This is a genomic window from Pseudomonas sp. 2 (assembly GCF_056627435.1).
On the sequence record NZ_JBWXNG010000006.1, the window covers coordinates 249,522 to 262,229 of the forward strand.

12 protein-coding genes are annotated in these 12,708 nt (G+C 62.0%); 10 read left to right on the forward strand and 2 right to left on the reverse strand.

All coding sequences use genetic code 11. From position 1 onward, the window contains the following. The first annotated feature begins 1 nt into the window (after nt 1). The 4 genes from AC1MEK_RS12670 (at nt 2) to AC1MEK_RS12685 (ending at nt 4,223) form a co-directional block, all read left to right on the forward strand. Nucleotides 2-634: a 2-dehydro-3-deoxy-6-phosphogalactonate aldolase gene (locus AC1MEK_RS12670; RefSeq protein WP_480396624.1), complete on the forward strand. Its 633-nt coding sequence runs from the start codon at nt 2-4 to the stop codon at nt 632-634. A 66-nt stretch (nt 635-700) separates the two neighbouring features. Next, complete coding sequence (gene dgoD, locus AC1MEK_RS12675; RefSeq protein WP_480396625.1) at nt 701-1,849, forward strand: galactonate dehydratase; 1,149 nt, start codon at nt 701-703, stop codon at nt 1,847-1,849. Nucleotides 1,850-2,043: 194 nt separating this feature from the next. Continuing rightward, on the forward strand, nt 2,044-3,357 hold the full coding sequence (locus AC1MEK_RS12680) for an MFS transporter (protein ID WP_480396626.1): 1,314 nt from the start codon (nt 2,044-2,046) through the stop codon (nt 3,355-3,357). A gap of 65 nt (nt 3,358-3,422) precedes the next feature. Further along, a complete protein-coding gene (locus AC1MEK_RS12685) occupies nt 3,423-4,223 on the forward strand; it encodes an IclR family transcriptional regulator (protein WP_480396627.1) in 801 nt (266 codons plus the stop codon). A gap of 110 nt (nt 4,224-4,333) precedes the next feature. Here the strand turns inward: AC1MEK_RS12685 and AC1MEK_RS12690 are convergent, their stop codons facing one another. Beyond that, entirely contained in the window at nt 4,334-5,386 is a 1,053-nt protein-coding gene (locus AC1MEK_RS12690) for an NAD(P)-dependent alcohol dehydrogenase (protein WP_480396628.1), read from the reverse strand. Between the two features lie 178 nt (nt 5,387-5,564). Here AC1MEK_RS12690 and AC1MEK_RS12695 point away from each other — a divergent pair, with 178 nt between their 5' ends. Then, nucleotides 5,565-6,470 (forward strand): AraC family transcriptional regulator, encoded by a 906-nt coding sequence (locus AC1MEK_RS12695; RefSeq protein WP_480396629.1) that lies wholly within the window; start codon nt 5,565-5,567, stop codon nt 6,468-6,470. Between the two features lie 139 nt (nt 6,471-6,609). Here AC1MEK_RS12695 and AC1MEK_RS12700 read toward each other — a convergent pair whose 3' ends face one another. Beyond that, entirely contained in the window at nt 6,610-8,274 is a 1,665-nt protein-coding gene (locus AC1MEK_RS12700) for an electron transfer flavoprotein-ubiquinone oxidoreductase (protein ID WP_480396630.1), read from the reverse strand. A gap of 528 nt (nt 8,275-8,802) precedes the next feature. Here AC1MEK_RS12700 and AC1MEK_RS12705 point away from each other — a divergent pair. The 5 genes from AC1MEK_RS12705 to AC1MEK_RS12725 all read left to right on the forward strand — a co-directional run bounded on the left by AC1MEK_RS12705 (nt 8,803) and on the right by AC1MEK_RS12725 (nt 12,636). Then, nucleotides 8,803-9,552 (forward strand): electron transfer flavoprotein subunit beta/FixA family protein, encoded by a 750-nt coding sequence (locus AC1MEK_RS12705; RefSeq protein WP_480396631.1) that lies wholly within the window; start codon nt 8,803-8,805, stop codon nt 9,550-9,552. Beyond that, nucleotides 9,553-10,482: an electron transfer flavoprotein subunit alpha/FixB family protein gene (locus AC1MEK_RS12710; RefSeq protein ID WP_480396632.1), complete on the forward strand. Its 930-nt coding sequence runs from the start codon at nt 9,553-9,555 to the stop codon at nt 10,480-10,482. Nucleotides 10,483-10,623: 141 nt separating this feature from the next. Then, nucleotides 10,624-11,448 (forward strand): substrate-binding periplasmic protein, encoded by an 825-nt coding sequence (locus AC1MEK_RS12715; RefSeq protein ID WP_480396716.1) that lies wholly within the window; start codon nt 10,624-10,626, stop codon nt 11,446-11,448. A 10-nt stretch (nt 11,449-11,458) separates the two neighbouring features. Then, complete coding sequence (locus AC1MEK_RS12720) at nt 11,459-11,824, forward strand: DUF4398 domain-containing protein (protein WP_480396633.1); 366 nt, start codon at nt 11,459-11,461, stop codon at nt 11,822-11,824. Then, complete coding sequence (locus AC1MEK_RS12725; protein ID WP_480396634.1) at nt 11,821-12,636, forward strand: OmpA family protein; 816 nt, start codon at nt 11,821-11,823, stop codon at nt 12,634-12,636. Before AC1MEK_RS12720 ends, AC1MEK_RS12725 begins: the two co-directional genes overlap by 4 nt. The last annotated feature ends 72 nt before the right edge of the window (nt 12,637-12,708 follow it).

The following is a 12,708-nucleotide window of genomic DNA, read 5'->3' on the forward strand; positions in this document are numbered from 1 at the left end:
AATGCTCAAACAAGCCCTGGCGCAAAACGGCCTGGTCGCCATCCTGCGCGGCCTGCGGCCCGAAGAAGCCCCAGCCATCGGTGAAGTCCTGTACAAGGCCGGATTTCGCGTCATCGAAGTCCCGCTCAACTCCCCGCAACCGTACGACAGCATCCGTCTGCTGCGTCAGAACCTGCCCGCCGATTGCCTGATCGGCGCTGGTACCGTGCTCACGCCGGAGCAGGTACGGCAGGTCAAGGAAGCCGGTGGGCAGGTGATTGTCATGCCTCACAGCGATCCTCAGGTACTGCGCGCGGCCAAGGCCGAAGGCTTGTTCCTGTCCCCGGGCGTGGCCACGCCGACCGAAGCCTTTGCTGCACTGGCCGAGGGCGCGGACGTGCTGAAAATGTTCCCCGCCGAGCAGATGGGCCCCGCCGTGGTGAAGGCCTGGCTGGCGGTGTTGCCGGCAGGCACGGTGCTGCTGCCGGTCGGCGGCATTACCCCGGACAACATGAAAGTGTTTCTGGACGCCGGTGTACGCGGCTTTGGTCTGGGCTCGGGGCTGTTCAAGCCGGGCATGAGCGCAGCCGACGTCGCCGAGCGGGCCGCACAGTATGTGGCGGCGTGGAAGCAGTACCGGCCCGCGCAGGCTTGATCATTTGCAAGCACCCGCGCCGGACGCGGGGCTATTGGACAGCGTCTTCGAATAAGAGAGATCGATATGAAAATCACCAAACTCACGACCTTCATCGTCCCGCCGCGCTGGTGTTTCCTGAAAGTGGAGACCGACGAGGGCGTCACAGGCTGGGGCGAGCCGGTGGTCGAAGGGCGCGCGCACACGGTGGCTGCCGCCGTTGATGAATTGTCCGACTACCTTATCGGCAAAGACCCACGCAACATCGAAGACATCTGGACCGTGCTCTATCGCGGTGGCTTCTACCGTGGCGGCGCGGTGCACATGAGTGCGCTGGCCGGTATCGACCAGGCCTTGTGGGACATCAAGGGCAAGGCGCTGGGCGTTTCGGTGAGCGACCTGCTGGGCGGCCAGGTGCGCGACAAGATTCGCGTGTACTCGTGGATCGGCGGCGATCGCCCGGCCGACACCGCGCGCGCAGCCAAGGAAGCAGTAGGGCGGGGCTTCACCGCAGTGAAGATGAACGGCACCGAAGAGCTGCAGTTCATCGATACCTTCGACAAGGTCAGCCTGGCGCTGGAGAACGTCGCCGCCGTGCGTGACGCGGTCGGCCCCAACGTCGGCATCGGTGTGGATTTTCATGGCCGGGTGCACAAACCCATGGCCAAGGTGCTGATGAAGGAGCTGGATCCGTTCAAGCTGATGTTCATCGAAGAGCCGGTGCTCAGCGAGAACTACGAGGCGCTCAAGGAACTGGCGCCGCTGACCAGCACGCCGATCGCCCTGGGCGAGCGTCTGTACTCGCGCTGGGATTTCAAGCGCGTGTTGAGCGAAGGCTACGTCGACATCATCCAGCCGGACGCTTCCCACGCCGGTGGCATCACCGAAACCCGCAAGATCGCCAACATGGCCGAGGCCTACGACGTGGCGCTGGCGCTGCATTGCCCGCTGGGTCCGATCGCCCTGGCGGCGTGCCTGCAGCTGGATGCCGCCTGCTACAACGCGTTCATTCAGGAGCAGAGCCTGGGCATTCACTACAACGAGAGCAACGACCTGCTCGATTACGTCAAGGACCCTGCGGTCTTCGACTACGAGAAGGGCATGGTCAAGATCCCTAACGGTCCGGGGCTGGGCATCGAGATCAACGAGGAATACGTCAAGGAGCGTGCCGCGGTCGGCCATCGCTGGCGCAACCCGATCTGGCGCCATGCCGATGGCAGTTTTGCCGAGTGGTGAGTCGAATCGGGGGTTGACGCAAGCCCTGCGTCGACCCCTTCGCGAGCAAGCTCGCTCCCACAGGGCGTGCATAAGCCTTCAATGTGCGCGACACCTCAAAACCAATGTGGGAGCGAGCTTGCTCGCGAAGACGTACGTATAGGCACCCCTATTCATCCAGACCTCACATAAACATAAAAAGAGGCACCTTTCCCATGCGCACACAGACCCTGCAAGAGGCGCGGGCGGTCACCGCCACGCCTACCCGAAAGCGCTTTTTCATCATGGTCCTGCTGTTCATCACCGTGGTGATCAACTACCTGGACCGCAGCAACCTCTCCATCGCCGCGCCCGCACTGACCAGCGAGCTGGGCATCGATCCGGTGCACGTCGGCCTGATCTTCTCGGCGTTTGGTTGGACCTACGCCGCCATGCAACTGCCCGGCGGCTGGCTGGTGGACCGCGTGCCGCCACGCATCCTGTACACCGTCGCCCTGGCCCTGTGGTCGATCGCGACCATCTTCCTGGGCTTCGTCGGCAGCTTCATCGGCCTGTTCCTGCTGCGCATGGCGGTCGGCGCGCTCGAAGCCCCGGCGTACCCGATCAACAGCCGCGTGGTCACCGCCTGGTTCCCGGAAAAAGAACGCGCCACGGCCGTGGGTTTCTACACCTCCGGGCAGTTCGTGGGCCTTGCGTTCCTCACCCCGGTGCTGGCCTGGCTGCAGACCGCATTCGGCTGGCACATGGTGTTCGTCGCCACCGGTGCCGTCGGCGTGTTGTGGGCGGTGATCTGGTATTCGGTCTATCGTGAGCCGCGTGATTTCAAGGGCGTGAATCAGGGCGAAATCGAGCTGATCAAGGACGGCGGCGGCCTGGTGGATATCCAGACAGACACGGCCAAAGAGAAGGCCGGTTTCAAATGGGGCGATCTGGGCATTGTGCTCAGCAAGCGCAAGCTGTGGGGCATTTATCTGGGCCAGTTCTGCCTGAACTCGACGCTGTGGTTCTTCCTCACCTGGTTCCCGACCTACCTGGTGAAATACCGTGGCATGGACTTCATCAAATCCGGCCTGCTGGCGTCGCTGCCGTTTCTCGCCGCCTTCGTCGGCGTACTGTGTTCGGGGTTCTTCTCCGACTGGCTGATCCGTCGCGGCCACAGCGTGGGCTTTGCCCGCAAGCTGCCGATCATCGCCGGCTTGCTGATTTCCACCTCGATCATCGGCGCCAACTACGTCGAGTCCACGCCGCTGGTGATCATGTTCCTGGCACTGGCGTTCTTCGGCAATGGCCTGGCGTCGATCACTTGGTCGCTGGTCTCGACCCTGGCCCCGGCGCGTCTGCTGGGCCTGACCGGCGGCACGTTCAACCTGATCGGCAACCTGGCGGCGATCGCGACGCCGATCGTGATCGGCTTTCTGGCGTCCGGCGCGTCGTTCGCCCCGGCCATCACCTACATCGCCGTTCTGGCATTGCTCGGTGCACTTTCCTACATCCTGTTGGTGGGCAAGGTCGAGCGCATCGAGCTGTAACGGCTGGTATGGATAAAGGCTGGCGACGATAATGCCGCCAGCTTTCCGATTCGATAAGGCGTGATATGCAACCTTCCTCAGACACTGGTGCTGGCAAAGAAGCCGCTCCCACCGGCACGCAAACGCTGCTGCGCGGCCTGGGCGTGGTGCAGGCGGTGGCCAGCGGCGCGCGGGACCTCAAGGAGATCGCGCGGCTGATCGGCACGACGCGAAGTACGACCCATCGACTGGCCAGCTGCCTGGTGGAGGAGCGCTACCTGCGGGTGCTGCCGCAAGTGGGCTATCTGCTGGGCCCCAAGCTGATCGAGCTGGGCTTTCAGGCGCGCGAAGAGTTGCCGCTGGCGATGCTGGCGCAGCCGTATCTGGACGAGTTGTCGGCGCTGACCGGCGACACCGTGCACTTGGCAATTCGCGATGGCGACGAGGTGCTGTACCTGCACAAGAATCCCGGCCGCAATGGCCCGGAAATGCGTTCGCGGGTGGGGCGTCGCATGCCGCTGGCACGCACCGGTATCGGCAAGGCGCTGCTGCTGGACAGCCCGCAAAGCGAGTGGCAGCGGCTGTACGACATCAGCGTGCCGGAGGTGGCGAGAAACCCGCAGTGGCCCGCGCATCAGGAGCAGACTTGGGAGCAGGTGCGCGAGCGCATGCACGAGTATGTGAAGGGCGGTTATGCGTTCGATCTGGAAGACAACGAACCGTCGATTCGCTGCGTGGCAGCGCCGATTCGCGATGCCAGCAAGGGCATCGTGGCCGGGATCAGCATTGCCAGTACCGTGCCTTACATGCCGCTGGAGAAGATGGCCGAGCTGGTGCCGGTGATCAAGGCCGTGGCGGCGCGGTTGTCGGCAGAGTTGGGTGGGTAAAACAAAACCTGTGGGAGCAAGCTTGCTTGCGAATGGGATCTGTCATTCGCCATCAACGTGAATGGCAGACCGCATTCGCAAGTAAGCTTGCTCCCACAGGGGCGCGGGGATTAAGCCTTGAGCGTCGCCATATCAATCACGAACCGGTATTTCACATCACCGGCAATCATGCGCTCGTAAGCCTGGTTGATGTTCCTGATGTCGAGCATCTCGATGTCGCAGCTGATGCCGTGCTCGGCGCAGAAATCCAGCACTTCCTGAGTCTCGGCGATGCCGCCGATCAACGAACCGGCCAGTACGCGACGCTTCATCACCAGATTGGCCGCGTGGACCGCAGGGTCGATCGGCTCGATCAGGCCCACCAGAATGTGCACGCCATCGAAGCGCAGGGTTTCCAGGTAGGGGTTGAGGTCGTGTTGCACCGGAATGGTGTCCAGCAGGAAGTCGAAACGACCGGCCGCAGCCTTCATCTGCTCGGCGTCGGTGGAGACGATCACGTGATCGGCACCCTGACGGCGGGCTTCTTCGGCCTTGCTCGCCGAACGGGTGAACAGGGTGACTTCCGCGCCCATGGCCTTGGCGAACTTGATGCCCATGTGGCCCAGGCCGCCCATGCCCAGCACGCCGACCTTGTCACCGGCCTTGACGCCGTAATGCTTGAGCGGCGAGTAGGTGGTGATGCCGGCGCAGAGAATCGGCGCGGCCGAGGCCAGGTCGAGTTTCTCCGGAATGCGCACCACGAAGTGTTCGCTGACCACGATGCTGTTTGAATAGCCGCCCATGGTGTTGCTGCCGTCGACGCGATCCGGCGTGGCGTAGGTCAGGGTCGGGCCTTCCAGGCAGTATTGCTCCAGGTCCGCCGCGCAGGCTTCGCAATGGCGGCAAGAGTCGACCATGCAGCCGACACCGACCAGGTCGCCGACCTTGTGCTGGGTCACGTTGGCGCCTACTTCAGTGACCTTGCCGACGATTTCGTGGCCCGGCATCAGCGGGTAGACCGCAATGCCCCACTCGTTGCGTGCCTGGTGGATGTCGGAGTGGCACACGCCGCAGTACAGAATCTCGATGGCAACGTCGTCAGGGCGCGGGCTGCGACGGTTGAAAGTCATGGGGGCGAGGGGAGCCGTGGCCGACTGGGCGGCGTAACCGATAGCTGTGTACATGTGATGCCTCGCAAAGTGCTGAGTGTTGAGGCGGTGCATTGTGCGCAGCAGGGCCGGGTGCGGCCATGTCCGTTTCTACGTGAGTCATGCCTATTCCTCCGAACCTTGATCGGCAGGGGATGCGCGCAGGCGCAGATCTGCGATCATGCCAGTGTCTGATCCTCTGCCTGGTTGCCCCATGTCCCTGACGCTTCACTCTGACGCCAACGCCTTGCTGGTGTCCCTGATCAAACCACTGGCCATCCGTCCCGGCTTCGTCGACACCCGGGTCGACGGCGTGCAGGTGCTGTCCTGGAATCACTACTCGGCCAGCAGCCCGCAGATTTACGAGCCGAGCCTGGTGGTCCTCGCCCAGGGCAGCAAACTCGCGCGGCTGGGGGCGCGTACCCTGGAATATGGCGCAGGTCACTATCTGGTGCAGGCGCTGTCGGTGCCGTTCATGTGCGAGACCTTCGCCACCGAGGAAGAGCCCATGTACGGCGTTGCGGTGTCGATTGATCGCACCATGCTCAGTGAACTGGTGCAGGCCATGGGGCAGGCGCCGGACGTCACGGTCAAGGCGCAGACGCCGGAGTCCATGAGTTCGGCCGAGCTGGATCAGTCGATGCGCGAGAGCGTGGAGCGCCTGCTGCAGTGCCTGCATGACCCTCTGGATGCGCAGGTGATGGGCGCCGCCCGGGTGCGTGAGGTGCTGTACGTGGCGCTGCGTGGGCCGCAGGCCGGTGTGCTGCGGGCGCTGGTCGAACAGCAGGGGCATTTCGCCCGCATTGCCGTGGCGTTGCACCACCTGCGCGATCACTACAGCGAGGCCTTGAGCGTCGAGCAACTGGCCAGTTGCGCGAACATGAGCGTGTCGACGTTTCATGAGCACTTCAAACGCAGCACGATGCTGTCCCCGGTGCAGTACTTGAAACGCCTGCGTCTGCTCAAGGCGCAGCAGATGCTGATCGGCGAAGGCCTGGCGGTGGGGCAGGTGGCCCATCGGGTGGGGTATCAGAGCGCCTCGCAATTCAGCCGCGAGTACAAGCGCTATTTCGACCGCAGCCCGGGGGAGGAGGGTGCGCAGTTGAAGGCGTCCGCTTGAGGAGTGACGTGCGAGGGGATGGCACAATCCTTGTGGGAGTGAGCTTGCTCACGAAGGGGCTGTATGCAGACGCTGGTTCAGCGTTATGTCGTCAGCTTTCGTGAGCAAGCTCACTCCCACAGGGGGGGGTGAGCGCCGGTTACATATTCGGGTAAGTCGGCCCGCCTGCGCCTTCCGGGGTCACCCAGGTGATGTTCTGCGAAGGGTCCTTGATGTCACAGGTCTTGCAGTGCACGCAGTTCTGCGCGTTGATCTGGAAGCGCTTGTTGCCATCTTCCTGAGTCACCACCTCATACACACCCGCCGGGCAGTAGCGCTGCGCCGGTTCGTCGTACTTGGGCAGGTTGACGCTGATCGGGATGTTCGGGTCCTTCAGCTTCAAGTGGCACGGCTGTTCTTCTTCATGGTTGGTGCCGGAGATGAACACCGAACTCAGCTTGTCGAAGCTCAGCTTGCCGTCAGGCTTTGGATACTCGATCTTCTTCGAGTCGGCGGCCAGCTTCAGGCAGGCGTAGTCCGGCTTGTTGTCGTGCAAGGTGAACGGGATCTTGCCGCCGAACCAGTTCTGGTCGATGTAGTTGAAGGCACCGCCCAGCAGTGGGCCGAACTTGTGGATCGCCGCGCCGAAGTTGCGGCTGGCGAACAGTTCTTCGTGCAGCCAGCTGCCCTTGAACGCCTGCACGTAGGTGTCGAGCGCGTCGCCGCCTTCACTGCCTGCCAGCAGCGCATCGGCCACCGACTCGGCGGCCAGCATGCCGGACTTCATCGCGGTGTGGCTGCCCTTGATCTTGGCGAAGTTCAGGGTGCCCAGGTCGCAGCCGATCAGCGCGCCGCCGGGGAAGACCATTTTCGGCAGCGAGTTCAGGCCGCCCTTGCAGATGGCGCGGGCGCCGTAGCTGACGCGCTTGCCGCCTTCCAGGTACTGCGCAAGGATCGGGTGATGCTTGAGGCGCTGGAACTCGTCGAACGGCGACAGATACGGGTTGGCGTAGGACAGGTCGACGATCAGGCCGACCACCACCTGGTTGTTTTCCAGGTGATAAAGGAACGAGCCGCCGGTGTTCTCGGTGCCCATCACGTCCAGCGGCCAGCCGGCGGTATGCACCACCAGGCCTTGCTGGTGCTTGGCCGGGTCGATTTCCCAGATTTCCTTCAGGCCAATGCCGTAATGCTGGGCGTCGGCCTCGCTGTCCAGGTTGAAGCGCTTGATCAGTTGCTTGCCGATGTGGCCACGGCAGCCTTCGGCGAACAGCGTGTACTTGCCACGCAGCTCCATGCCCGGGGTGTACATGCCGTCCTTGGGCTGACCTTCGCGGTCCACGCCCATGTCGCCGGTGACGATACCGCGCACCACGCCGTTTTCGTCGATCAGCGCTTCCTGGGCGGCGAAGCCGGGGTAGATTTCCACGCCCAAGTTCTCGGCCTGCTGCGCCAGCCAGCGGCACAGGTTGCCCAGGGAAATGATGTAGTTGCCTTCGTTGTGCATGGTCTTGGGCACGAACATGCCCGGAACCTTGGTGCCGGCATCGCTGCTGGTCAGCACATAAATATCGTCGCCTTTGACGGGCGTGTTGAGCGGGGCGCCCAGTTCTTTCCAGTCAGGGAACAGTTCGTTCAGTGCGCGTGGTTCGAACACGGCGCCGGAGAGGATATGGGCACCGACTTCCGAGCCTTTTTCCACCACGCAGACGCTGATTTCCTGGCCAGCTTCGGCGGCCTTCTGTTTCAGACGGCATGCGGCAGACAGCCCGGCGGGGCCTGCGCCGACGATGACGACGTCGAACTCCATAAATTCGCGTTCCACTGACTCTCTCCTGATCAAGGCACAACGGTATTTTTTTATAAGAAGCTAAAAACTGGCGCTTTGGGGGCGTTGTCACCCAAGCGTCATCTCAAAGGGGCGCATTATATCTACACCACCTTGCAGGTCCAATACAAACGTTTGTTTGAAATGGCTGAAACCCTGATAAAACATAGGGGCGCGACTTGTGACTGGCGTTTTTGTCGTATTGACCCGACCAGGCGTTCCGGTCAAGATACGGGCGGTTTTGCGCTCGCCGAAGGCTAGCCGTTGGCGAATGGAATACCTCTGAAAGCCGTGTTGCCGGCCCGCCCGTTTACCCTTGTGGCCGGGCATTTCAGGCGCTGTGCAGTTTACACGCATGGTCCTGTGCTGGCTTGGATTACGCGGGGGGATCGGTTGTTTTTTGCCGAACTCACCGTTAAGCAACGACGAATACGCTGTTTTCAGAGGTGTTCTTTACACTGACGTGTACCCATCGCCGGGCAGGGCCGGGCGATTTTCTTTTCACCGGAGAGTAACGAGGAATCCATGAAGGTTCTTGTAGCTGTCAAACGAGTGGTCGACTACAACGTCAAGGTTCGCGTCAAGGCGGACAACTCCGGCGTCGATCTCGCTAACGTCAAAATGTCGATGAACCCTTTCTGCGAAATCGCCGTGGAAGAAGCGGTTCGTCTGAAAGAGAAAGGCGTTGCCAGCGAAATCGTCGTCGTATCCGTCGGCCCGACCACCGCCCAGGAGCAACTGCGTACCGCGCTGGCTCTGGGTGCCGACCGCGCCATCCTCGTCGAAACCGCTGAAGAGCTGACTTCCCTGGCCGTGGCCAAGGCGCTCAAGGCCGTTGTCGATAAAGAGCAGCCACAGCTGGTCATCCTCGGCAAGCAGGCGATCGACAGCGACAACAACCAGACCGGCCAGATGCTGGCGGCCCTGAGCGGTTACGCTCAAGGCACCTTCGCCTCCAAGGTCGAAGTGTCGGGCGACAAGGTTGCCGTGACCCGCGAAATCGACGGCGGTCTGCAGACCGTTTCGTTGAACCTGCCGGCCATCGTCACCACCGACCTGCGCCTGAACGAGCCACGCTACGCGTCGCTGCCCAACATCATGAAGGCGAAGAAGAAGCCGCTGGAAACCCTGACGCCGGACGCGCTGGGTGTTTCCACTGCCTCGACCAACAAGACCCTGAAAGTCGAAGCGCCTGCTGCACGCAGCGCGGGTATCAAGGTCAAGTCGGTGGCTGAACTGGTCGAGAAACTGAAGAACGAGGCGAAGGTAATCTAAATGACTATCCTGGTAATCGCTGAACACGAAAACGGTGCCGTCGCGCCTGCTACCCTGAACACCGTTGCCGCTGCCGCCAAGATCGGTGGCGACATTCACGTGCTGGTCGCCGGCCAGAACGTAGGCGCCGTGGCTGAAGCGGCCGCGAAGATCGCGGGCGTTTCCAAAGTGCTGGTTGCCGACAACGCGGCCTACGCCCACCAGTTGCCGGAAAACGTCGCGCCGCTGATCGTCGAGCTCGCTTCGGGATACAGCCACGTACTGGCTGCCGCGACTTCCAATGGCAAGAACATCCTGCCGCGCGTCGCCGCTCAACTGGACGTCGACCAGATCTCCGAAATCATCTCGGTTGAATCGGCTGACACCTTCAAGCGTCCGATCTACGCCGGTAACGCCATCGCCACCGTGCAGTCCACCGCTGCGGTCAAGGTCATCACCGTTCGCGCCACCGGCTTCGACGCCGTTGCCGCCGAAGGTGGTTCGGCTGCCGTTGAAGCAGTGGGCGCTGCCCATGACGCCGGCAAATCGGCTTTCGTCGGCGAAGAGCTGGCCAAGTCCGACCGTCCTGAACTGACCGCTGCCAAGATCGTCGTTTCCGGCGGCCGCGGCATGCAGAACGGCGACAACTTCAAACACCTGTACGCCCTGGCCGACAAGCTGGGCGCTGCCGTCGGTGCTTCGCGCGCCGCGGTCGACGCAGGCTTCGTACCGAACGACATGCAGGTCGGCCAGACCGGCAAGATCGTTGCGCCACAGCTGTACATTGCCGTCGGTATCTCCGGCGCGATCCAGCACCTGGCCGGTATGAAAGACTCCAAAGTGATCGTTGCGATCAACAAGGACGAAGAAGCACCGATCTTCCAGGTGGCCGACTACGGTCTGGTGGCGGATCTGTTCGAAGCCGTACCTGAGTTGGAGAAGCTGGTCTAATCCAGTCGTCTGACTTATAAAGAGAACCCGTTCGTTTCGGGCTGATCTCAAAGGGTAGTCATTGGCAATTGCCGATACTGCAGGTTTGATCAGTTTTGAATGAGCGGGTTTTTTATTGGCCGAAAAAAGGATGTAACCATGTTGTCGCCAAGGCAGACGCTGACATCGCTGGTGGCCGGGTTGCTGCTGTTGCCATCGATGGCGGCCGTAGCGGCGGGCAAGTGCGATCGGCTGGTCGTCACTGGCAGCCCGGATGCGCCGCCGTACCTGTGGCGCGACCCGCAGGACCCCACGCATCTGATGGGCGCCAACGCCGACCTGCTCAAGGAAGCGGCCAGCCAGATGGGCGTCAAGCTTGAGTTCCTGTTCGCCGGCAAGCGCAGCCAGGCGCTGGAAGAGGTGCGCACCGGGCGCATGGACCTGCTCGCCGACACGCCACTGAAATCCACGGAGCTGGAGTCGCTGGATTTCATTCATCCGCCCATCGCCCAGAATGAAATTATGGTCTGGACCCGGGCAGGGCGGGCGCAGCCGTTCAATTCGCTGGCTGATCTGCAAGGCCATCCCGGTGCCGTGTCCGAGAAGACTCGGGTGACCTCCGCGTTTGAAAACGCCATCAAGGATCACCTGACCCTGGAAAAACAGCCCAACCTGACCCAGGCCTTTCAAAAGCTGATGCTCGGTCAGGTGGAGTTTGTACTGGCCGGTCGATATGCCGGCATGGCACTGATCCAGACCCTGGGCATGTCCAAGGACCTGATGGCGCAACCCTTGCCGCTGGATCGGCCCGGCCTGTATCTGGCGCTGTCGTTCAACTCGGCATGCAACGATCCCTGGCTGCGCGGACAGCTGGCGAAAAAAATGACAGAATTGGCGGCTTCCGGTCGTTCCAGCGAAGCGGTGACCCGCAATCTGGAACTGTGGAAGGCCCAGCTGCAACAGCCGAGCAGCGCCACACACCAGTAGGAATGTTTTTTTGAGCTTTCTTTCCAGAACAAGATTTTCACTCGCCGCCCTGGCGCTCGTTTCGTTGTTCGGTTGCGCCAATGACCCGGCCCCCAGCGAGCAGATGAAACTCACCGAGCAGGCCGTATCCCAGGCCACAGCGGTCGGTGCCACGGACGATCAGGCGGACATGGCCACGGCGCAGTCCAAGTTGACTCAGGCCCGGGCCGACATGGCTGACAAATCCTACAAGGATGCGCGCATGCAGGCCGAACAGGCCGAGCTGGATGCGCGCCTGGCCGAGGCCCGCGTGCTGACCGAAAAAAGCGCCGAGCAAGTGGCTCAGGTAAACGCGCGCATCGAGCGTCTGCGCAAGCAGCTGGGGGCGGCACAATGAACCGTATCCCGCGAGTCCTGAGTGTGTGCCTGCTGTTGACCAGTGCCGGCCTGTACGGCTGCGCCGGCCATCAGAACAGCGAAAAGGCTCTGCAGGGCGCCAATGCCGATTTCCAGAAAATCAAGAACGACACCAACGTACTGCGCAGCGCGCCCAAGGACGTGATTCGCGCCGGAGAGTTGCTCGGGCGTGCCGAGCGGTTGTCCGGCTACATCGGCAGCTCGGATGATGTCAGTCATTACGCCTACCTGAGCAGCCGCTACAGCGCGATTGCCAGCGAGCACAGCCAGTTGCTGCTCAATCAGGAAAAGCTCGCGCGGCTGGAGCTTGAACGTCAGCGTCTGCAACTGGCGTTGCGCGAGGCCAAGCTGGCCGGTGCCCAGCAGCAGGGCAAGTGGGCCGAGGACCAGGTCATCAGCCTGTCGACCCAGCAGAACGAGCGTGGTCTGGTCATGACCCTGGGCGATATGCTGTTCGATACTGGCCGGGCCGAACTGAAAATCTCGGCCAACCGTACGGTGCTCAAGGTTGTGCAGTTCCTGCAGTTCAACCCCAAGCGGGTGGTGCGCATCGAGGGTTACACCGACAACACCGGCGACAGCGAGGAAAACCTGCAGTTGTCGCGGGACCGGGCACAGGCTGTGGCCGATGTGCTGGCTGACCTGGGCATCGAAGACGAGCGCATTCAGGTTGAAGGTTACGGCGACCAGTTTCCGGTCGACGTGAACTCTTCTGAGCGTGGTCGGGCGCAGAATCGCCGGGTTGAGATCGTTTTTTCTGACGAAAAAGGCCATTTAAGCACCGCGCGCTAAGTTTTTTGTCATCGAGCCCGACTTTTTTCAGCGAAAGTCGGGCTTTTTTGTGCGCATCGGCCTGTCATTTGG